Genomic DNA, 21426 nt, shown 5'->3' on the forward strand with positions numbered 1-21426 from the left:
GCCTGGTAGGGTGCGGGCATGTCGCAGGCCGCCTACCAGCCCTCGATGCTCGACCTCACCGACGCCGGGCCGGCGCTCGGGCCGCTCGCCGGCGAGCTGCGCCGGCACGTGCTCAGCCGGGGCGCCTGGGTCGACCACCTGCCCGGCTGGGTGCGCGGCTCCGACCAGGTGCTCGACACGCTGCTGCGGGAGGTGCCGTGGCGGGCCGAGCGGCGCACCATGTACGACGCCGAGGTGGACGTGCCCCGCCTGCTCTGCTGGTACGCCGGCGGCCGGGAGTTGCCCCATCCGGTGCTCACCGAGGCGCGCGAGACGCTGACCCGGCACTACGCGCCGGAGCTGGGCGAGCCGTTCGTCACCGCCGGCATGTGCCTCTACCGCACCGGGCGCGACAGCGTGGCCTGGCACGGCGACACGCTGGGCCGGTCCGCGCACAGCGACACGATGGTCGCCATCGTCTCGTTCGGCTCGCCCCGGCCGCTGCTGCTCCGCCCGCGCGGTGGCGGGGCCAGCCTGCGCTTCCCGCTCGGGCACGGCGACCTGATCGTGATGGGCGGCTCCTGCCAGCGCACCTGGGAGCACGCCATCCCGAAGACCGCCCGGCCGGTCGGCCCCCGGGTCAGCGTGCAGTTCCGCCCCGCCGGCGTGGCCTGAGCCCCACCGGCGCTCCTCACAGCAGACCGGCGAGCTTGTAGAGCACCAGCGAGCCGGCAACGGCGACGTTCAGGCTCATCCCGCCGCCGACCATCGGGATCTCCACGGCCGCGTCCAGGGCGTCGAGCGCCTCCGGCGGGATGCCGGTGGCCTCGTGCCCCAGCACCACGACGGTACGGCCGCGCGCGGCGGGCAGGTCGCCGAGGCGGATCGCCTCGTCGGCCAACTCCACCCCGAGGATCCGGCTGCCGGCGGCCCGCTCGGCGGCCAGCCAGCGCAGCGGGCTGCCGATCCGGTGCACGCAGCCCGGCCGGCGCAGCGTGTTGCCCCGGGCGACCGCCTCGTCGACCCACCGGAACGGCGGCACGGCCAGGCAGGCGCCCACGGCGTCGCAGGTGCGCAACAGGGTGCCCAGGTTGGCGCCGTGCATCGGCCAGAGCGGGGCGGCGACCAGGTGGCCCCAGCAGCGGTGCGGACGGGGGCGGCGGGCGGCCCGCAACTCGCGGCGGGGCCGGACCCGGATGGCGGGGCTCATGCCGCTACGGCGACTCCGCCGTGGTGCAGATCGAGCATTGCAGGGGTGTGCTTCGCGGCGCACACGGGCCATCGACGGCGACAGGCCGCTCGATTCTAGACGGACCGGGCCCCGCGTGGCAGCACCACTGGCCATGTCAGAATCAACGCTCAGGGTCCCTCACGCCCCCGCCGCCACCCTCGACGCGAAGGGCGCTCCATGACCCAGTCCTCCACCGAGCCGCGATCCCGCTGGTCCCCGTGGTCCCTGCACGGCGACGGCCGGTCCATCCGCCCCGGCGACGTGGTGCACCCCGACGAACGACTCTCCTGGCCGCGCACCCTCGGCGTCGGCGTGCAGCACGTGGTGGCGATGTTCGGCGCCACCTTCACGGTGCCGCTGATCACCGGCTTCCCGCCGGCCACCACGCTCTTCTTCTCCGGCCTGGGCACGCTGCTGTTCCTGCTGATCACCGGCAACCGGCTGCCGTCGTACCTCGGCTCGTCGTTCGCCTTCATCGCGCCGGTGCTCGCGGCCAAGGCCGGCGGCGACATCGGGCCGGCGCTCGGCGGCATCCTGGTGGCCGGCGCCGCGCTGGCCGTGGTCGGGCTGGTGGTGCAACTGGCCGGCTCGCGCTGGATCGACGCGCTGATGCCGCCCGTGGTCACCGGCGCGATCGTCGCGCTGATCGGCCTGAACCTCGCCCCGGTCGCCTGGGACGGCGGCGGCAGCGGCACCGGGGTGAAGGCCCAGCCGCTGATCGCGGTGGTCACCCTGGTCGCCATCCTGCTCGCCACGGTCGCCTTCCGGGGCTTCCTGGCCCGGCTGTCCATTCTGCTCGGTGTGGTGGTCGGCTGGCTGCTCGCGGCGCTGCTCGGCGACCTCGACCCGAAGGCGGTCGACGGGCTGCGGGACGCCGCGTGGATCGGCCTGCCGGACTTCCACGCGCCGAGCTTCAGCCTGCGCGCCGTCGTGCTGGTGATCCCGGTGATCCTGGTGCTGATCGCGGAGAACGCCGGCCACGTCAAGGCGGTCGCCGCGATGACCGGGCGCAACCTGGACCGGGACATGGGGCGGGCGTTCCTCGGCGACGGGCTGGCCACCGTGCTGGCCGGTTCCGGCGGCGGCTCCGGCACCACCACGTACGCGGAGAACATCGGCGTGATGGCGGCGACCCGGGTCTACTCGACCGCCGCGTACTGGGTGGCCGGGCTGGCGGCGGTGCTGCTCGGGCTGAGCCCGAAGTTCGGCGCGCTGATCCTCACCGTGCCGGCCGGCGTGCTGGGCGGCGCCACCACCGCGCTGTACGGGCTGATCGCCATCCTCGGCGCGCGGATCTGGATCGAGAACCGGGTGGACTTCCACGACCCGGTGAACCTGCTCACCGCGGCGGTCGCGGTGATCGTCGGCGCGGCGAACTACACGCTCACCGCCGGCGACCTGTCGTTCAACGGCATCGCCCTCGGCACCGCCGCCGCCCTGGTCATCTACCACGGCATGCGCCTGATCGCCCGCCTCCGCGGCACCACCCCCGAACCCCGCCCCACCCCCCAACCCGAACCCTGACCCCCCACCCCCCCACCCCCCACCCCCCCGGGCCGGCCGGTGAACCCCGTTGATCATGAGGTTGGCGGTGCGAGATGTCCGGTTCCACGCCGTCAACCTCATGATCGTCGGGGTGCCCGGGGGCGGGGGAGGGCGGGGGCGGGGGCGGGTGAGGGGGCGGGGGTGGCTGGGTGAGTAGCCGGGCCCTTTCGCGTCCGGGTCAGTCGCGTTCGATCTGGTGGCCGATGACGGTGGGGCCGAGCATGACGGCGAAGCCGGAGCCGTCGCGGCGCGGGTCGGCCGCCGGCAGCTCCACCGGCTCGCCGTTGGCCGTGGCGCCCACCGGGCGCGGGCCGACCCAGGCGACCACCACGTCGGTCTCGCCCTTGAGGAACCGCTGGGCGCGCACCCCGCCGGTCGCCCGCCCCTTCGCCGGGTACGCCTTGAACGGCGTCACCTTCACCGTCGCCCCGGTGGAGGTGACCACCATCGGCTCACCGTGCTTCGGGTCGTCGGTGCGCACCGCGCCGAAGAACACCACCCGCGCGCCGGCCGGCAGGTTGATGCCGGCCATGCCGCCGCCCTTGAGGCCCTGCGGGCGCACCAGCCCGGCCGGGAAGCGCAGCAGCGACGCCTCCGAGGTGACGAAGGTGAGCGTCTCGGCCCCGTCGGTGAGCCAGGTCGCGCCCACCACCTCGTCGCCCTCGCGCAGCCCGATCACCTCGAACTCGTCCGAGCGGACCGGCCAGTCCGGCGCGCAGACCTTCACCACGCCCTGCCGGGTGCCGAGCGCCAGCCCCGGCGAGCCCTCGGCCGTCGGGCCGAGCGGCGCCAGGCCGACCACCGTCTCGCCGGCGGCCAGCGGCACCAGTTCGGCGGCCGACATGCCGCCGCGCAGCGACACCGTGCCGGCCTGCTCGGGCAGCACCGGCAGCGGCAGCACGTCGATCTTGAACGCCCGGCCGGCGCTGGTCACCAGCAGCACCCGGCCCCGGGCGGTGGTGTGCACCACGGCGCGTACCGCGTCGTGCTTGACCCGGCCGTGCCGGCGCCGCCCCTCGGCCGCCTCCTCCGACTCGGCAGCGGTCCGGGCGACCAGCCCGGTCGCGGAGAGGATCACCTGGCACGGATCGTCGGCCACCTCCAGCGGGCCGGCCGGCGCGGACGCCGCCAATACCTCCTTGAGGTCGCCGTCGACCAGGGTGGTCCGCCGGGCGGTGCCGAACTGCTTCACCACCGCGGCCAGTTCGTCGGAGACGAGCTTCCGGAGCACCTTCGGGTCGTCGAGGATCCGGGACAGCTCGGCGATCTCGGTGCGCAGCTTCTCCTGCTCGGCCTCCAGCTCGATCCGGTCGTACTTGGTGAGCCGGCGCAGCGGAGTGTCCAGGATGTAGGTCGCCTGGATCTCGGAGAGCTTGAACCGCCGCATCAGCCCGTCCTTGGCCGCCTGCGCGTCCTCGCTGCCCCGGATCAGCTTGACCACCTTGTCGATGTCGAGCAACGCGATCAGCAGGCCGTCGACCAGGTGCAGCCGCTCCTCGCGCTTGCGCCGCCGGTACGAGCTGCGCCGGGTCACCACCTCGTAGCGGTGGGCCAGGAAGACCTCCAGCAGCGCCTTCAGCCCGAGGGTCTGCGGCTGCCCGTCGACCAGCACCAGGTTGTTGACGCCGAAGGACTGCTCCAGCGGGGTCAGCCGGTAGAGGTCGGCGAGCAGGGCCTGCGGGTTGACGCCGACCTTGCACTCGATGACCAGCCGGGTGCCGCTCTCCCGGTCGGTGAGGTCCTTGACGTCGGCGATGCCGGTGAGCCGCTTGGTCTTGGTGACCTCGTTCGTGATCGCCGCGATCACCTTCTCGGCGCCGACGCCGTAGGGCAGCTCGACCACCGTGATCGCCTGCCGGCCCCGGCTGCCCTCCAGCGGGCCGATCTCCACCTTGCCGCGCATCCGGACCACGCCCCGCCCGGTCTCGTAGGCCCGGCGGACCTCGTCCAGGCCGAGCAGCAGGCCGCCGGTGGGCAGGTCGGGGCCGGGCACGAACTCCATCAGCTTGTCGAGCGTGGCGTCCGGGTGGTTGATCAGCCAGCGGGCGGCCTGGACCACCTCGGCGAGGTTGTGCGGGATCATGTTGGTCGCCATCCCGACCGCGATCCCGGACGCGCCGTTGACCAGCAGGTTGGGGAAGGCGGCGGGCAGCACGGTGGGCTGGGTCAGCGAGCCGTCGTAGTTCGGCTCGACGTCGACGGTGTCCTCGCCCAGCTCGCCGACGAGCAGCATCGCCTCGCGGGACATCCGGGCCTCGGTGTAACGGGCGGCGGCCGGGCCGTCGTCCGGGGAGCCGAAGTTGCCGTGCCCGTCGATGAGCGGCACGTTGAGGGAAAAGTCCTGGGCCAGCCGGACCATCGCGTCGTAGATCGCGGTGTCGCCGTGCGGATGGTACTTACCCATGACGTCGCCGACGATCCGGGCCGACTTCACGTGGCCGCGGTCGGGGCGGTGTCCCTGCTCGTACATCGACCAGAGGATGCGCCGGTGCACCGGCTTGAGGCCGTCGCGGGCGTCCGGCAGGGCCCGGGAGTGGATCACCGAGAAGGCGTACTCCAGGTAGGAGTCGGAGACCTCGGCGACCAGCGAGTTGTCGATGACCCGGGCACCGGCCTGGTCGAACGCGGAATGGTCGACCTTGGTGTCCTTGCGGCGTGCCATCGCTCAGCCCTCCCCTCGTACTGACGTGTTCATGCGTCGATCGCCTCCCGGTCGACCAGGTCGGCCGAGTCGATCAGCCAGTTGCGACGCGGTTCGACCTTCTCCCCCATCAGCAGGTCGAGGATCCGCTCGGCGGCGTCGACGTCGTCGAGGGTGATCCGGCGGACCGACCGGGTGGCCGGGTTCATGGTGGTCTCCCAGAGCTCGTCGGCGTCCATCTCGCCGAGACCCTTGAACCGTGGGATCGGAGTGACGATCTGCTTGCCGGCCTTCTCCAGCCTGCGCACCGTCGCCGCCATCTCGGCCTGGGTGTAGGTGTAGAACGTCTCCGGGTTGCGGCCCTTGGTGGTGATCTTGTGCAGGGGCGGCATCGCGGCGTAGAGCCGGCCGGCCTCGATCAGCGGCCGCATGTAGCGGGCGAAGAGCGTGATCAGCAGCGTCCGGATGTGCGCGCCGTCCACGTCGGCGTCCGCCATGATCAGTACGCGGCCGTAACGCAGCGCGGACAGGTCGAAGGTGCGCCCGGAGCCGGCGCCGAGCACCTGCACGATGGCGGCGCACTCGGCGTTGTCCAGCACCTGCTGGAGGTTGGCCTTCTGCACGTTGAGGATCTTGCCCCGGATGGGCAGCAGCGCCTGGTATTCGGCCGAGCGGGCCAGGCGGCCGGTGCCCAGCGCGCTGTCGCCCTCCACGATGAACAGTTCGCTGCGCTCGATCCCCGCGGCCCGGCAGTCGACCAGCTTGGCCGGCATCGACGCGCCCTCCAGGGCGGTCTTGCGCCGGGCGGCGTCCTTCTGCTGCTTCTGGGTCAGCCGCACCCGGGCCGCGTCGACGATCTTCTGGAGCACCGTGCGGGCCTCGGCCTTGCTGCGCCGGTCGTCCAGCCAGGCCTTGACGTGCTGCTCGACCAGGGACTGGATCACCTTGGTGATGCCGGCGGTGGAGAGTTCGTCCTTGGTCTGCGAGGTGAACTGCGGCTCGGGGATCCGCACGTGCACCACCGCGGTCATCCCCTCCAGGACGTCGTCCAGGGTGGGCGGATCCTCCTTGGCCTTGAGCAGGCCACGGGTGTTGCGGACGGCGTCGGCGAGGGTACGCGCCAGGGCCCGCTCGAAGCCCTTGCGGTGGGTGCCGCCGTGCGCGTTGCGGATGGTGTTGGTGAAGCACTCGACGGTGCGCTCGTAGCCGGTGCCCCAGCGGAAGGCCACCTCGACCTCGGCCCGTCGCTGCACGTTGGACTGCATCACGCCGTTGGCGTCGGCGGCGTTCTCCCGGTAGCTGCCCTCGCCGGTGACCAGCAGCGTGCCGGAGACCGGGCGGTCACCGGCCGGGGCGAGGAACTCCACCATGTCGGTCAGCCCGTTGGGGAAGTGGAAGCGCTCCTCGGTCGGCTCGGCGCCGGTGTGGTCGCGCAGCAGGTAGCTCACGCCGGGGACCAGGAAGGCGGTGTTGCGCAGCTTCATCCGCACGGCCTCGGTGTCCAGGGCCGCGCCGGTCTCGAAGTAGCGGGGGTCGTGCCAGTAGCGGATGGAGGTGCCGGTGCGCTGGCCGCGCTTCATCGCGCCGACGACCTGGAGCCCCGGGCCGGCGGTGAACGGCGCGTCCGGCCCGTCGCCGTCGAAGATCCCCGGCACGCCGTGCCGGAACGACATGGCGTGGACCTTGCCGCCCCGGCGGACCGTCACGTCGAACCGGCGGGAGAGCGCGTTGACCGCCGAGGCGCCCACGCCGTGCAGGCCGCCGGAGGTCTTGTAGCCGGAGCCGCCGAACTTGCCGCCGGCGTGCAGCCGGGTGAGCACCAATTCGACGCCGGAGAGGCCGGAGCGGGCGTGCACGTCGGTCGGGATGCCCCGGCCGTCGTCGTCGACCTGCACCGAGCCGTCGGCGTGCAGCGTCACCTCGACCTTGCGGGCGTGACCGGCGACACCCTCGTCGGTGGCGTTGTCGAGGATCTCGTTGACGAGGTGACCCACGCCACGGCTGTCGGTGGAGCCGATGTACATGCCGGGCCGCTTGCGGACGGCGTCCAGCCCCTCGAGGTGCGTGAGGTCGTCGGCCCCGTACAGGGTCTCAGGCTCTGCGGTCAACTGGTCGTACTCCCAGGTCTCGGCGGTGTGGTGCCGCTCACCGGCGAACGTCGCCCCCCTCGCGGCGCGCCGCAGCGAGCCTAGCCCGCTGCTCCGACAACGCCGTGGCACCCCGCGCGACCCGCCGGGGCGGGGCGCGGGCTGCGGTCCGGAAGCTCCGGAAGACGCGCTCGGCGCGCTCCCGGCAGTGCAACGCCGCGGACGCCGGCCGGATTCCGGCTCCCGCCCGGGACGGCCGGAACGGCACCGCACCGCTACGCTGGCCGACGGTCGCGCCCGGTGGGGCGCCGGCGCGGGGAGGCGGCGTGCGGGAGGACGAGGCGACCGGGCGGCTGTCGGCCGAGTCACTCGCGGCGGGCGACCCGACCGGCTGGTTCGAGCGGCTCTACACCGAGGCGGAGCGGGGCGACGCGGCGGTGCCGTGGGACCGGGACGCCCCGCACGGGCTGCTGGCCGGGTGGACCGCGGCGAGCGGGCTGACCGGGGCCGGCCGGCGGGCGGCCGTGGTGGGCTGCGGCTACGGCCGGGACGCCGAGCACGTGGCCGGGCTCGGTTTCGCCACCGTGGCCTTCGACATCTCCCCGACAGCGGTCCGGACCGCCCGGGACCGGCACCCGGGCTCGCCGGTCGACTACCGGGTGGCCGACCTGCTCGACCCGCCGGCCGCCTGGCGGCGCGGGTTCGACCTGGTGGTGGAGAGCATGAACGTGCAGGCGCTGCCACCCGAGGTCCGGGCCGCCGGGTTCGGCGCGGTCGCCGACCTGGTGGCGCCGGGCGGCACGCTGCTGGTGATCGCCGCCGGCCGGGCCGACGACGAGGAGCCGCCGGCCACGCCGCCCTGGCCGCTCACCCGCGGCGAGGTCGACGCCTTCGCCGGGAACGGGCTCGCGCCGGTCCGCGTCGAGGAGTTGCGGGACCCGTCGGGCGTGCTCCGCTGGCGTGCGGAGTTCCACCGCCCCGCCTGACGCCACCGGCGCACGGGCGCCGCACACCAGTCGCCCACCCCGGGCCGGGACCGCCGACGTGGCGGTCACGTCCGCCCCGGTCGGGCTGCCCGCACGACCGGGGCGCCGCCCCGGGGACCGCCCCGCATCGAAGGATCATGTTTCCGGCCATTGACGGCCGTCACACCGAGGTGATCTGATCGCGCTCTCGGAGGATCTTTCATATTTCGATCGTCGGATGGGGGACCCATGTCCAGGTTCCGTCGTACCGTCGTCGCGGTCGCGCTGGCCGCCGCCACGACGGCGCTCGCCACCGCCGTGGCGCCGCCCGGGCCCGCCTCGGCGGCCCTGCCCACCGCGGCCGTCGCGATCGGCGACAGCTTCATCAGCGGCGAGGGCGCCGGCGCGTACGCCCCGGTGGTGGACGCCAACGGCGTCGCACAGACCTTCCCCGGCTGGACGGCGCCGAACAGCAACGCGTTCTTCTGCCACCGCTCGGCGAACGCCTCGCTGCACCGGGCCACCCTGCCGGGCATCCAGGACCGGTTCAACCTCGCCTGCTCCGGCGGCCAGCCGCACGACATCGCCACCGCCTCCTCGGCCCGGGCGAACGGCCGGCAGGTGGCCGCGCAGCTCGACCAGCTGCGCGCGGTCGGGCGGACCCACGACATCGACCTGGTGCTGCTCGGGCTCGGCTCCAACAACAGCTCGTTCACCTTCGGCGACGTCGCCGAGAAGTGCGCCAACCGGTTCATCGCGGACGCCTGGACCGGCTGGTGGGAGTTCTGGGCGTACCTCGGCGGACCGGTCGAGCAGGAGCCCTGCACGGACGCCGACCTGGCCACCGCCGCGCAGTGGAGCGCCGCGACCGCGGAGACCACCACGGCCGTACGCCAGCTGCTGACCACCCTGCGCGAGATCGACGCCGACGGCCAGCACCGGGTCGTCTTCCAGGACTACACCAACCCGCTGCCGTTCGACCTCGACCCGACGTTCCACACCGAGGACAGCCGGGACGACACCCGGGACAAGTTCCGCGCCCTGGGCGCCGAGCGGTACGCGGCCGGCTGCCCGATCCACCGGGCCAGCCTGCTGCCCGGCCACCGCTTCTCGCAGGGCCTCGGCACCCTGGTGCGGTCCACCCGGGACACCCTGGCCGCCGAGTTCCCCGGCGCCGACCTGGTCTACCTCAACGTGCAGCGGGCCTTCGACGGCGCCCGGCTCTGCGAGTCGGTGGCCAGCCCGACCGGCGCGCTGGCCACCCCGATCCGGCTCCAGGACTCCCCGCCGAACGGCGTCTTCGTCACCAGCCTGGCCGGCAAGGACAAGATCGCCATCCAGCGGATCGCCAACACCTGCGTGTCGTACTTCCAGACATGCCAGGAGTCGTGGCACCCGAACGCGGCCGGGCACCAGGTGCTCGGGCAGTGCCTGAGCGGCGCCGCCGCCACCAGCGCCCGCGCGGTGGCCTGCGTCCGCGCCACCAACGGGTCGATCACCGTCTCCTGACCCGCCGCGCCCGGGCCCGCGGGCGCGGCGACGACGAGGCCCCGCCGCCCGGCGGGGCCTCGTCCGCGTCCGGGCGACCCGCCGGAACAACCCGGGCGCGCCGCTCGCCCGCGGTCGACCTACCCCTCGCTCCCGGCCGCCGCCGCGCAGGTCGCCGGGACGCCCGGCCCAACGGGTGCGGCGGGGACGCCGGGCGCGGCCGGGGGCGCGCCGAGGGCGAGCACGATCGGGCCGGCCGGGCCGGCGACCAGGTCGTCGAGGCGTACGCCGTCGAGCACGGCGAGGAACGCCTGCCGGGCGCGGCGCAGCTCGGCGCGCAGCCGGCAGGCCGCCCGCAGCGGGCAGGGCGGGGCCTCGCAGTCGACCACCTCGTCCTCACCCTCGAACGCCCGGACGACCTGCCCCACGGTGAGCCGCCCGCCACCCTCGGCGAACGTCACCCCGCCGGCCCGGCCCCGGACGGTGACCAGCACGCCGAGCCGCTGCAACCGCTGGACCAGCTTCGCCACGTGGTTGCGCGGCAGCGCCAACTGCCCGGCCAACTCCTCGACGGTCGTCCGGCGCGGCGTCGCGGCGGCGGCCATGGCGATCCGCAGCGCCATGTCGGTGGACCGGTTGAGCCTCACCCGCCCGACCCTAGCCAGCGCGGACGCCGCCGACCACGGCCGGACGGGCCGGGAGTGTGATCCGGGCGACCAGCGACCCGGGACCTTCGGCCCTGAAGAGGTATCTCAAATGCTTGTTTAGCTGGCCGGGCCCGAACGGTTCATCGGAGAAGGAGACAACTCGTGCTCACCGAGTCCTCAGCAGCAGTGGTGACGGCGACCCTGCCCGCCGTCGAAGCGCACGGGGAGGCGATCACCCGCCGGTTCTACCAGCGGATGTTCGAGGCGCACCCGGAACTGCTGGACCTGTTCAACCGGGGCAACCAGGCGACCGGGGCGCAGCAGGCCGCGCTGGCCGGCGCGGTGGTGGCGTACGCCGGGCACCTGACCGGCGGCTCGACGGTGCCGTGGGGGCCGATCCTGGACCGGATCGCGCACAAGCACGCCTCGCTGGGCATCACCGCCACCCAGTACACGATCGTCGGCCGGCACCTGCTCGCCGCCGTCGGCGAGGTGCTGGGCGAGGCGGTCACCCCGGCGGTGGCGGCGGCCTGGGACGAGGTGTACTGGCTGCTGGCCTGCGAGCTGATCGCCCGGGAGGCGCGCCTCTACACGCTCGCCGGGCTGGCCGAGGGCGAGTCGGTGTGGCGCGACTGGCGGGTGGCCGACAAGGTGCGGGAGACCCCCGACGTGGTCTCGTTCGCCCTGGTCCCGGTCGACGGCGGCGCGGTGCCCACCTTCACCCCCGGCCAGTACACGTCGGTGGCGGTCGACCTGGACGGCGGGCGCGGCCGGCAGATCCGGCAGTACAGCCTCTCCGGCCGCCCCGGCGCCGACCACTGGCGGATCACCGTCAAGCGGGTGCGCGGCACCGACGGCGCCCCCGACGGCATGGTCTCCACCTTCCTGCACCAGCAGGTCACCGTCGGTGACACCCTCCGGCTCAGCCCGCCCTTCGGCGAGGTCAGCGCGGTCGCCGGGTCCGGACCGCTGCTGCTGGTCAGCGCGGGCATCGGGCTGACCCCGGCGATGGCCGCGCTGGAGCACCTGGCCGCCACCGAACCGCAGCGCCCGGTGACGCTGGTGCACGCCGACCGGGCCGGCGCCGCGCACGCCTTCCGCGGCGAGCTGCCGCGCCTGCACGCCGCGCTGCCCAACCTGCGGACCACGCTCTGGTACGAGGAGGTCACCGACGCCGACCGGGCCGGGCCGACCGCCGAGGTGGCCGGCGGCCGGGTCGACCCGGAGCTGATCCCGCTCTCCCCCGACGCGCACGTGCACCTGTGCGGGCCGCTGCCGTTCATGAACGTGGTCCGCGGTGGCCTGCTGCGCCGCGGGGTCCCGGTGGAGCGGATCGCCTACGAGGTGTTCGGCCCGGGCATGCTCCGCGACGACCGGGCCTGACCACGGGATACGTCCGCCGAACCGGAGCCGGGCCGGCGGGCGCCGGGGCGACGCGCCGCCCCGGCGCCCGCCCGAATCTCCACACCCGACTGAGCGGCCCCTCAGGAGAAGTCGATGATCTAGAGGTTAGGCGGAGAAGCCGAGGGTAGGGACCTTCCCATGCGGGTCCTTGGCATCAACGCGATCTTCCACGATCCGGCGGCCGCCCTGGTGGTCGACGGCAGGGTGGTGGCTGCCGCCGAAGAGGAACGGTTCAGCCGCCGCAAGCACGGCAAGCGTCCGGTCGCCTTCTCGGCGTGGGAGCTGCCGGAACTCTCCGCCGCCTGGTGCCTGGCCAGCGCCGGACTGGACGTCGACGACCTCGACGCGGTCGCCTACTCGTTCGACCCCGGGCTGTGCCGCCCGGCGGAGACGCTCGGACTGGCCGACCCCTGGGACTGGCTGCGCGTCGAGTACGCCCAGCGCGCGCCGCAGTTCCTGGCCGCCGCCCTGCCCGGCCTCGACCCCGGCAAGGTGCGCTTCGTCCCGCACCACGTGGCGCACGCCGCGTCGGCCGGGCTGGCCGCACCGGCGGGCGGCGACGACACGGCGGTGCTCGTCCTCGACGGACGCGGCGAGGTGGCCAGCCACCTGGCCGGCGTCTACGCCGACGGGCTGCTGCGCCCGCTGGCCGCCCAGCAGCTGCCGCACTCCCTCGGCCTGCTCTACGAGGACCTCACCCGGCACCTGGGCTTCCTGCACTCCAGCGACGAGTACAAGGTGATGGCGCTGGCCTCGTACGGCGAGCCGAAGCACCTCGGCCTGCTGCGCGAACTGGTGCGGGCCACCCCGGAGGGCGGCTTCGCCATCGAGCCGATCGACTGGGGCAGCCTGGCCAAGGCCCGCACCGCCGACGGGGAGATGACCGGCGACCACGCCGACCTGGCCGCCAGCGTGCAGGCCCGGCTGGAGGAGGTGATCCTCGACCTGGCCCGCTGGCTGCACGACGCCTCGGGCGGGGCGTCCACCCTGGCCATGGCCGGCGGGGTGGCGCTCAACTGCGTGGCCAACGCCCGGATCGCCGCCGAGGGACCGTACCGGAACGTCTGGGTGCAGCCGGCGGCCGGTGACGCGGGCACCGCGCTCGGCGCCGCCCTGCACGTCGCCCGCGACCTCGGTGACCGGACCATCCCGATGGCCGGGGCCGACCTCGGTCGCGGCTGGTCGGACGAGGAGCTGGAGGCGGAGCTGCGCCGCGCCGCGCTGCCGTACACCCGGCCGGACTCGATCGCCGCCGAGGCGGCCCGGGTGCTGGCCGGCAACGGGGTGGTCGCCTGGTTCCAGGGGCGCAGCGAGTACGGGCCCCGCGCCCTCGGGCACCGGTCGCTGCTGGCCCACCCCGGTGACCCGGCCACCACCGCCCGGCTCAACGACGTCAAGGGGCGCGAGCAGTTCCGCCCGGTCGCCCCGATGGTCCGCGCGGAGCGCTTCGCGGAGATCTTCGAGGGCGTCTACCCCAGCCCGTACATGCTCTTCGTGCACCGGGTGCGGCCCGACTGGCGCGACCGCATCCCGGCGGTCACCCACGTCGACGGCACCGCCCGGGTGCAGACCGTGCACGCCGACACCGAACCGCTGGTCGCCGACCTGCTCGCCGAGTTCGACCGGCTGACCGGCCTGCCGGTGGTGGTGAACACCTCGCTGAACACCGCCGGCCGCCCGATGGTGGACACCCCACGCGAGGCGATGGAGCTGTTCGGATCCGCCCCGGTGGAGCTGCTGGCCATCGGCCCGTTCGCGGTGCGCCGCGGCGCGCTGGGCGGTGACCGGTGATCAGCATCGTGGTGCCGACGCTCGGCCGGCCCAGCCTCGCCGTGCTGCTCGACGCGCTCGCCGGCCAGGTGGGTGAGCTGCCCGACCCGGAGATCCTGCTGGTCGACGACCGCCGCGAGAGCACCGGCGAGCTGCCGGTGCCGGGCGCGCTGGCCGCGTACACCAAGGTGCTGACCGGGCCCGGCGCGGGGCCGGCGGCCGCCCGCAACCTCGGCTGGCGCGCCGCCCGCTCCCCCTGGATCGTCTTCCTCGACGACGACGTCGTGCCGGCCGCCGACTGGTGCCGGCGGCTCCTCGCCGACCTGGCCGTCGGCGACCTGGTCGGCGGGGTGCAGGGCGTGGTCCGGGTGCCGCTGCCGGCGCACCGTCGGCCGACCGACTGGGAACGGGTCACCGCCGGCCTCGCCGAGGGGGACTGGATCACCGCCGACATGGCGTACCGCCGGGCGGCGCTGGACGACACCGGCGGCTTCGACGAACGGTTCCCGCGCGCCTACCGGGAGGACGCCGAACTGGCCCACCGGGTGCGCCGCGCCGGCTGGGAGCTGGTCCGCGGCGAACGGTCGGTGACCCACCCGGTACGCCCGGAGAGCCGCTGGGTGAGCCTGCGCACCCAGCGGGGCAACGCCGACGACGCGCTGCTGCGCCGGCTCTACGGCCCCTACTGGCGCACCGACCTTCGACTGCCGCCCGGGCGCCGGCACCGGCACGTGGCGGTCACCGCGTCGGGCGCCCTCGCCCTGGTCGCGGCCGGACTGTACGCCGGGACCGGCGGGGCGCGCCGGGCGGCGCTCGGCGCGGCGGCCACGGCCGGCGCGCTCGGTTGGCTCGCCGGCACCGCCGAGTTCGCCCGGGCCCGGATCGCGCCCGGCCCGCGCACCCCCGGCGAGGTCGCCACCATGGTGGTGACCAGCGCGCTGATCCCGCCACTGGCCGTGACCCACTGGCTACGCGGCTGGTGGGGCAGCCGCGACGAGCGCCCCGGAACGGGCAGTTGATGTTTACTTCTCCCGGCCGAGGCAACTGCTCCGACATGGACGCCCCGATCAGTGCAGGTCACCGCCTCTACGACGCGGTGTTGCTGGATCGGGACGGGACGTTGGTGGAGGACGTGCCGTTCAACGGTGATCCGGAGAAGGTGCGGCCGGTGCCGGGGGCGCGGGTGGCGTTGGATCGGTTGCGGGCGGCGGGGTTGCGGCTGGCGGTGGTGACGAACCAGTCGGGGTTGGCGCGGGGGTTGTTCACCGAGGCGCAGATGCGGGCGGTGCATGCGCGGGTCGAGCGGTTGTTGGGGTCGTTCGATGCGTGGTTGGTGTGTCCGCATGATGACGGTGACGGGTGTGGGTGTCGTAAGCCGTTGCCGGGGTTGGTGTGGGCGGCGGCGCGGGAGTTGGGGACGACGCCGGCGCGGTGTGTGGTGGTGGGGGATATCGGGCGGGATATGTCGGCGGCGTTGGCGGCCGGGGCGTCGGGGGTGTTGGTGCCGACGCCGGTGACCCGGCCGGAGGAGGTCGCGGCGGCGCCGCAGGTGGCGGTGGATCTGCCGGCCGCGGTGGAGCTGATCCTGTCCCGGCAGGCCGCGGTCGATCCGGCCACCTACCGGTCGTCGGGTGCCACTTCGGCCTTCCTGTCGGTTGACGTCGCAGCGGCCGGTTCCGCCGCCGCGACGGGAACGCCTGCGCACGCCGTGACGACGACCGCTGCCGGTGCCGGTGGTGGGGCGGGTCGGTCGGGGCGGGGGCGGACGGTGCTGGTGGTGCGGTCGGACTCGGCCGGGGACGTGCTGGTCACCGGGCCGGGTATCCGAGCGGTCGCGGCCGGCGCGGACCGGGTGGTGCTGCTGTGCGGCCCCCGGGGACGCGCGGCAGCGGACCTGCTGCCCGGAGTCGACGCCGTCATCGAGCACCCGCTGCCCTGGATCGAGGCCACTCCCGACCCGGTCGACCCGGCCACCATGCACACCCTCACCGACCGGCTCACGGCCGTCGACGCGGACGAAGCGGTGATCTTCACCAGCTTCCACCAGTCCCCCCTGCCCCTGGCCCTGCTGCTACGCATGGCCGGCGTACCGCGCATCGCCGCGATCAGCGACGACTACCCCGGCAGCCTGCTCGACATCCGCCACCGCGTCCCTGTCGGCGTCCCCGAACCCGAACGCGCCCTCTCCCTCGCCGCCGCCGCCGGCTACACACTCACCGACGACGACGAACCCACCCTCCGCCTCCGCCCGGAGGTCCTCGCCGCCGACCCGGTGACCGCCGGGCACCCGGCGCTGGCCGAACCGGGCTACGTGGTGGTGCACCCCGGCGCGTCGGTGCCGGCCCGCGCCGCCGACCCGCGCCGGCACGCCGAGATCGTGGCCGCGCTGCTCGCCGCCGGTCACCGGGTGGTGGTCACCGGCGGCCCGGACGAGACCGACCTGACCGCCCGGGTCGCCGCCGCCGGCGCGGTCGACCTCGGCGGGCGGACCGACCTGGCCGGCCTGGCCCGGGTGCTCGCCGGGGCCCGCTGCGTGGTGGTCGGCAACACCGGGCCGGCGCACCTCGCCGCGTCCGTCGGCACGCCGGTGGTCAGCCTCTTCGCGCCCACCGTCCCGTTCGGACAGTGGGGGCCCTGGCGGGTGCCCACCGTCCGCCTCGGCGACGCCACCGCCGCCTGCCGGGACACCCGGGCCGCCCGCTGCCCCGTTCCCGGGCACCCCTGCCTGGCCGGCGTCGACCCGGCCGAGGTGGTCGCGGCCGTCCGCGTCCTCGGCCCTCCGGTCCCCACCTGAGCACCCCGCACGGTCCCCGTCCGCCCACCACCGCGACGCCCGTTTGAGGAGTGGCATGAACGTCCTGCTCTGGCACGTGCACGGCTCCTGGACCACCTCGTTCGTGCACGGCAAGCACCGCTACCTGATCCCGGTCACCCCCGACCGCGGCCCCTACGGCCTCGGCCGCGCCCGCACCTACCCCTGGCCCGACACCGCCGTCGAGATCACCCCCGACCACCTCGCCACCACCGACGTCGACCTGGTCATCCTGCAACGACCCGAGGAACTCGACCTCGCCACCGAATGGCTCGGCCGCCGACCCGGCCACGACCTGCCCGCCATCTACGTCGAACACAACACCCCCAAGGGGGACGTGCCGAACACCCGCCATCCGATGGCCGACCGGGACGACCTGCTCATCGCCCACGTCACGCACTTCAACGAGCTGTTCTGGGACACCGGTGGCGCGCGCACCACGGTGGTGGAGCACGGCATCCTGCCGCCCCGGTACGAGTGGAGCGGCGAGCTGGACCGGCTGGCGGTGGTGACGAACGAGCCGGTGCGCCGCTGGCGGGTCACCGGCACCGACCTCATGCCCAGCTTCGCGCGGGTGGCGCCGTTGGACGTCTTCGGCATGGGGGTGGCCGGGCTGCCCGAGGCGCTGGCCCGCGCCGGCGCCCCGGACGGCCTGCCGGTGACCGGGTACGACGACCTGCCGCAGGACCGGATGCACGCCGAGGTCGCCCGGCGGCGCGCGTACCTGCACCTGTGCCGGTGGACCTCGCTCGGGCTGAGCCTGATCGAGGCGATGGCGATCGGCATGCCGGTCGTCGCGCTGGCCACCACCGAGGCGGTGGACGCCGTACCGGCCGACGCCGGCGTGCTCTCCACCCGGGTGGACACGCTCGTCGAGGCGGCCCGGTGGTTGACGACGGACCGCGACGCGGCCGCCCGGCTGGGCGCGCGGGGTCGCGAGGTGGCGAAGGAACGCTTCGGGCTGGACCGGTTCCTCACCGACTGGGACCGGCTGATGGAGGAGGAAACATGCGGATCGCGATGATCTCGGAGCACGCCAGCCCACTCGCCGTCCTCGGGGAGGAGGACGCCGGTGGCCAGAACACCCACGTCGCGGAGCTGGCCGCCGCGCTGGTCGGCGAGGGGCACGACGTCCGCGTGTACACCCGCCGGGACTCACCCAGCCTGCCCGACACCGTCGCCACCCTGGACGGCTACCGGGTCTGCCATGTGCCGGCCGGCCCGGCCCTGCGGGTGCCGAAGGACGAGCTGCTGCCGCACATGGGCGAGTTCGGCCGCTGGCTGGCCGGCCAGTGGCGGGACGGCGACTGGAGCCCCGACGTGGCGCACGCGCACTTCTGGATGAGCGGCCTGGCCACCCTGCACGCCGCCCGCCGGACCGGGGTGCCGGTGGTGCTCACGTACCACGCGCTGGGCACCGTGAAGCGCCGGCACCAGGGCGCGCGGGACACCAGTCCACCAGGGCGGATCGGCTTCGAGCGGGCGCTCGGCCGGGCCGCCGACCGGGTGATCGTGCAGTGCCAGGACGAGGTCGGCGAGCTGGTCCGGCTCGGGGTGCCGCGGTCCCGGATGGCCCTGGTGCCGTCCGGGGTCAACCAGGAGGTGTTCCGCCCCGACGGGCCGGTGGCCCCGCGCGACCCCGCCCGGCCGCGGATCCTCACCGTGGGCCGGATGGTGGAACGCAAGGGCTTCCTGGAGGTGGTCCGGGCGATGCCCGCGGTGCCCGACGCGGAGTGCGTGGTGGTGGGCGGTCCGCCCGCCGACCTGTTGCCCGCCGACCCGTTCGCCCGCCGGCTGGGCGCGCTGGCCGAGTCCTGCGGGGTGGCCGACCGGGTGCGCCTGGTCGGCGCGGTGCCGCGGGAGGAGATGGGCCGCTGGTACCGCTCGGCCGACATCCTGGTGGCCGCGCCCTGGTACGAGCCGTTCGGGCTCACCCCGCTGGAGGGGATGGCCTGCGGCGTGCCGGTGATCGGCACCCGGGTCGGCGGCATCGCCGACACCGTGGTGGACGGCCTCACCGGCGACCTGGTGCCACCTCGCGACCCGCGGGCGCTGGGCACCGCGATCCGCCGGCTCCTCGCCGACCAGGTCCGCCGCTTCGCGTACGCCACAACGGCGCTGGACCGGATCCGCAGCCGCTACTCCTGGAAGCGCTGCGCCGAGCAGTTGAGCGCGGTCTACGCCGCGGTCAGCTCGGTCGGCCGCGCCACGCCGGCGGTGGCCTGATGACGCAGCAGCTCTCCACCCTGGACACCCACCTGGCCCACCTGGCGGCCGCGCTGCTGCCGTACCGGCAGGTGGCCGAGCGGCTCTCCGGCTGGGGCACCGAGCTGGCCTGGACGCTCGCGCGCGGCGGTCGGCTGCTGGTGGCCGGCAACGGCGGCAGCGCCGCCGAAGCCCAACACCTCACCGCCGAACTCGTCGGCAAACTCCGCGACGACCGCCAACCCCTGTCCGCCATCGCCCTCCACGCCGAAACCAGCGCCCTCACCGCCATCGGCAACGACTACGGCTACGACGAAGTCTTCGCCCGCCAGGTCCGCGCCCACGGCCGACCCGACGACATCCTCCTCCTGCTCTCCACCAGCGGCACCAGCACCAACCTCCTGCACGCCGCCCACGCCGCCCACGACACCGGCCTACGCTGCTGGGCCTTCACCGGCCCCACCCCCAACCCCCTCGCCGACGCCTGCCACGACACCCTCGCCATCCCCTCCGACGACAGCCAGGTCGTCCAGGAACTCCACCTCGTCTCCACCCACCTGCTCTGCGAATACGTGGACCAGGCGCTGCCCCTGGTCCGGGAGCTGCCACGGCTGTCCGCCGGGCGCACGGCGGGGTTCGGCAGCCCGTTCGGCCGGGACGGGCGGGCGCTCACCAGCACCGGCACCCCCGGCCCCGGCGGCCCGAAGGGCCACGGACCGAACAGCCACGGGCCGAACGGGCACGGGCCGAACGGGCACGGGCCGAACGGGCACGGACCGAACGGGCACGCTGCCAACGGGCACGCCCGGCGCGACGGAGCGGCGTCGTGAACGGCCCGCTGGTGGTGGTCGGCGACACCCTGCTCGACCGGGACGTGGCCGGCACCGTCAGCCGGATCTGCCCGGACGCGCCGGCGCCGGTGCTGGACGAGCGGTCGGCCGTGGACCGGCCCGGCGGCGCCGGCCTGGCGGCGCTGCTCGCCGCCGCCCAGGGCGCCGAGGTGGCGCTGGTCACCGCGCTCGCCGACGATCCGGCCGGCGCCCGCCTCGCCGAACTGCTGACCGCCGCCGGAGTCCGGCTCTACCCGCTCCGGACGCCCGGCGCGACGCCGGAGAAGATCCGGCTGCGCGCCGGTGGCCAGACGCTGCTGCGCCTGGACCGGGGCGGCGCCCCGCAGCCCTGCGCCGAGCCACCCGAGGCGGCCCGCGCGGTGATCGCCACCGCCGGCGCCGTCCTGGCCAGCGATTACGGGCGCGGGTTGCTGCGCCAACCGACCCTGCGCGCCGCGCTGGCCGAGACGCCGGCGCCGGTGGTCTGGGACCCACACCCGCGCGGGGCGGCGGCGGTCGCCGGCACCCGGCTGGCCACCCCGAACCTGGCCGAGCTGCGCCAGCTCACCGGCGACGCCGGTGCCGGCGATCCGCTCTCCACCGCCACCCGCGCCGGGCACGAGCTGCGCCGGCGGTGGCGGGTCGGCGCGGTCGCGGTGACCATGGGGCCGGACGGGGCGGTGCTCTGCCACTCCGGCAGCAGTCCCCTGGTGGTGCCGCCACCGTCCGGGGTGCACGACGTCGAGGACACCTGCGGCGCCGGGGACCGGTTCGCCGCCGCCGCGGCGACCGCGCTGGCCGGCGGGGCGGTGGTCGCCGAAGCGGTCGCCGAGGCGGTCGCCGCCGCGTCGGCGTACGTGGCGGCCGGCGGCGCGGCGGGACTGCACCGGGACACCCCGCCGGCCCGCCCGCAGCAGGCCGGACCGGCCGAGGAGCTGGTGGCGCGGGTACGCGCCGACGGGGGCACCCTGGTGGCCACCGGCGGCTGCTTCGACATCCTGCACGCCGGGCACGTGGCCACCCTCCAGGCGGCCCGCCGACTCGGCGACGCGCTGGTGGTCTGCCTCAACTCCGACGCCGGCGTCCGCCGGCTGAAGGGGCCGGAGCGGCCGGTCAACACCGAGGCCGACCGGGCCCGGGTGCTGGCCGCACTGGACTGCGTCGACGCGGTGGTGGTCTTCGACGAACCCACCCCGCACGCGGTGCTGTCCCGGCTCCGCCCGGACGTCTGGGTAAAGGGTGGCGACTACGCCGGCGACGGGGCGCCCGAACTGCCCGAGGCCGAGCTGGTGCGCAGCTGGGGTGGCCGGGTCGTGACGGTCCCCTACCTGGCCGGCCGGTCCACCACGGCGACGATCGCCGCCGCGCGCCCGCGCGGCGGGAACCTCATCAAGGGAGCGGCATGAACAGGGAGATGAACGGAGCGGCGATCCTGGTCACCGGCGGGTCGAGCGGACTCGGCGCGGCGGTGGTGACGGCCGTGACCAAGGCCGGCGGCCGGCCGTACGTGCTGGACCGGCGGCCGCCGGCGGACGGGGTGCCGTGGGTGGAGTGCGACCTGGCCGACACCCGGGCCGCCGAGGCCGCCACCCGGCAGTTGGCCGAGCAGGCCGGCGGGCTCGACGGCGTGGTCACCGCCGCCGGCATGGACGTACCGGGCAAGCTCGCCGACGTCCCCGGCGAGACCTGGGACCGGATCGTCACGGTGGACCTGCTCGCCACGGCCGCGGTGATCCGCGCCGCGCTGCCGTTCCTGGAGGCCTCCCGCGGCACCATCGTCACGGTCGCCTCCACGCTGGGCATCAAGGCCGTCAGCGACGCC

The 21426-nt window shown here is 75.0% G+C and carries 17 protein-coding genes; 13 read left to right on the forward strand and 4 right to left on the reverse strand.

What is annotated here, in order from left to right:
• Positions 1-18 precede the first annotated feature (18 nt).
• A complete protein-coding gene (locus SM577_RS26560; RefSeq protein WP_302922817.1) occupies positions 19-654 on the forward strand; it encodes an alpha-ketoglutarate-dependent dioxygenase AlkB in 636 nt (211 codons plus the stop codon).
• A gap of 16 nt (positions 655-670) precedes the next feature.
• Here SM577_RS26560 and SM577_RS26565 read toward each other — a convergent pair whose 3' ends face one another.
• Positions 671-1189, reverse strand: coding sequence for a TrmH family RNA methyltransferase (locus SM577_RS26565; RefSeq protein WP_302922816.1), 519 nt, complete (start codon positions 1187-1189; stop codon positions 671-673).
• Positions 1190-1387: 198 nt separating this feature from the next.
• Between SM577_RS26565 and SM577_RS26570 the strand changes: the two genes are divergently transcribed.
• Positions 1388-2734, forward strand: a complete 1347-nt coding sequence (locus tag SM577_RS26570) for a uracil-xanthine permease family protein (protein WP_474588237.1) — start codon at positions 1388-1390, stop codon at positions 2732-2734.
• A gap of 199 nt (positions 2735-2933) precedes the next feature.
• Here SM577_RS26570 and SM577_RS26575 read toward each other — a convergent pair whose 3' ends face one another.
• Positions 2934-5417, reverse strand: a complete 2484-nt coding sequence (locus SM577_RS26575; RefSeq protein WP_474581770.1) for a DNA gyrase/topoisomerase IV subunit A — start codon at positions 5415-5417, stop codon at positions 2934-2936.
• Between the two features lie 29 nt (positions 5418-5446).
• Positions 5447-7504 carry a DNA gyrase/topoisomerase IV subunit B gene (locus tag SM577_RS26580; RefSeq protein WP_302917186.1) on the reverse strand — a complete coding sequence of 686 codons (2058 nt, stop codon included), beginning with the start codon at positions 7502-7504 and terminating at the stop codon, positions 5447-5449.
• Positions 7505-7809: 305 nt separating this feature from the next.
• Here SM577_RS26580 and SM577_RS26585 point away from each other — a divergent pair, with 305 nt between their 5' ends.
• Together SM577_RS26585 and SM577_RS26590 are read left to right on the forward strand one after the other, a co-directional pair.
• On the forward strand, positions 7810-8469 hold the full coding sequence (locus SM577_RS26585) for a class I SAM-dependent methyltransferase (protein WP_474588238.1): 660 nt from the start codon (positions 7810-7812) through the stop codon (positions 8467-8469).
• A gap of 228 nt (positions 8470-8697) precedes the next feature.
• Entirely contained in the window at positions 8698-9957 is a 1260-nt protein-coding gene (locus SM577_RS26590; protein ID WP_474588239.1) for an SGNH/GDSL hydrolase family protein, read from the forward strand.
• A 119-nt stretch (positions 9958-10076) separates the two neighbouring features.
• On the opposite strand, the gene SM577_RS26595 is transcribed toward SM577_RS26590, so the two are convergent.
• On the reverse strand, positions 10077-10583 hold the full coding sequence (locus tag SM577_RS26595) for an RrF2 family transcriptional regulator (protein ID WP_474581769.1): 507 nt from the start codon (positions 10581-10583) through the stop codon (positions 10077-10079).
• Between the two features lie 102 nt (positions 10584-10685).
• On the opposite strand from SM577_RS26595, the gene SM577_RS26600 reads away from it, so the two are divergent.
• The 9 genes from SM577_RS26600 to SM577_RS26640 form a co-directional block, all read left to right on the forward strand.
• Positions 10686-11966, forward strand: a complete 1281-nt coding sequence (locus SM577_RS26600; protein ID WP_368050368.1) for a globin domain-containing protein — start codon at positions 10686-10688, stop codon at positions 11964-11966.
• A gap of 159 nt (positions 11967-12125) precedes the next feature.
• Positions 12126-13778 carry a carbamoyltransferase family protein gene (locus SM577_RS26605; protein WP_474588240.1) on the forward strand — a complete coding sequence of 551 codons (1653 nt, stop codon included), beginning with the start codon at positions 12126-12128 and terminating at the stop codon, positions 13776-13778.
• A complete protein-coding gene (locus SM577_RS26610; RefSeq protein WP_474581768.1) occupies positions 13775-14776 on the forward strand; it encodes a glycosyltransferase family 2 protein in 1002 nt (333 codons plus the stop codon). The genes SM577_RS26605 and SM577_RS26610 overlap by 4 nt, the downstream gene beginning before the upstream one ends.
• A gap of 35 nt (positions 14777-14811) precedes the next feature.
• Positions 14812-16551, forward strand: a complete 1740-nt coding sequence (locus SM577_RS26615) for an HAD-IIIA family hydrolase (protein ID WP_474588252.1) — start codon at positions 14812-14814, stop codon at positions 16549-16551.
• Between the two features lie 55 nt (positions 16552-16606).
• Entirely contained in the window at positions 16607-17593 is a 987-nt protein-coding gene (locus SM577_RS26620) for a glycosyltransferase (RefSeq protein ID WP_474588241.1), read from the forward strand.
• Complete coding sequence (locus SM577_RS26625) at positions 17578-18795, forward strand: glycosyltransferase (protein ID WP_474588242.1); 1218 nt, start codon at positions 17578-17580, stop codon at positions 18793-18795. Before SM577_RS26620 ends, SM577_RS26625 begins: the two co-directional genes overlap by 16 nt.
• Complete coding sequence (locus tag SM577_RS26630; RefSeq protein WP_474588243.1) at positions 18795-19604, forward strand: D-sedoheptulose-7-phosphate isomerase; 810 nt, start codon at positions 18795-18797, stop codon at positions 19602-19604. The genes SM577_RS26625 and SM577_RS26630 overlap by 1 nt, the downstream gene beginning before the upstream one ends.
• On the forward strand, positions 19601-21010 hold the full coding sequence (gene rfaE2, locus SM577_RS26635; RefSeq protein WP_302917195.1) for a D-glycero-beta-D-manno-heptose 1-phosphate adenylyltransferase: 1410 nt from the start codon (positions 19601-19603) through the stop codon (positions 21008-21010). Before SM577_RS26630 ends, rfaE2 begins: the two co-directional genes overlap by 4 nt.
• Positions 21007-21426 (forward strand): SDR family NAD(P)-dependent oxidoreductase (locus tag SM577_RS26640; protein WP_474588244.1); only part of this gene is annotated, 420 nt, incomplete at its 3' end. The genes rfaE2 and SM577_RS26640, both read left to right, overlap by 4 nt.

The sequence above is a fragment of the Micromonospora desertarenae genome, assembly GCF_056150265.1.

Bases quoted from the DNA above. Each gene is read 5' to 3' on its own strand.
- SM577_RS26620 (WP_474588241.1), top strand. From the start codon at position 16,607: ATGAACGTCCTGCTCTGGCACGTGCACGGCTCCTGGACCACCTCGTTC.
- SM577_RS26590 (WP_474588239.1), top strand. From the start codon at position 8,698: ATGTCCAGGTTCCGTCGTACCGTCGTCGCGGTCGCGCTGGCCGCCGCC.
- SM577_RS26565 (WP_302922816.1), bottom strand. From the start codon at position 1,189: ATGAGCCCCGCCATCCGGGTCCGGCCCCGCCGCGAGTTGCGGGCCGCC.
- SM577_RS26625 (WP_474588242.1), top strand. From the start codon at position 17,578: ATGCGGATCGCGATGATCTCGGAGCACGCCAGCCCACTCGCCGTCCTC.
- SM577_RS26570 (WP_474588237.1), top strand. From the start codon at position 1,388: ATGACCCAGTCCTCCACCGAGCCGCGATCCCGCTGGTCCCCGTGGTCC.
- SM577_RS26560 (WP_302922817.1), top strand. From the start codon at position 19: ATGTCGCAGGCCGCCTACCAGCCCTCGATGCTCGACCTCACCGACGCC.
- SM577_RS26605 (WP_474588240.1), top strand. From the start codon at position 12,126: ATGCGGGTCCTTGGCATCAACGCGATCTTCCACGATCCGGCGGCCGCC.
- SM577_RS26630 (WP_474588243.1), top strand. From the start codon at position 18,795: ATGACGCAGCAGCTCTCCACCCTGGACACCCACCTGGCCCACCTGGCG.
- SM577_RS26575 (WP_474581770.1), bottom strand. From the start codon at position 5,417: ATGGCACGCCGCAAGGACACCAAGGTCGACCATTCCGCGTTCGACCAG.
- SM577_RS26615 (WP_474588252.1), top strand. From the start codon at position 14,812: ATGGACGCCCCGATCAGTGCAGGTCACCGCCTCTACGACGCGGTGTTG.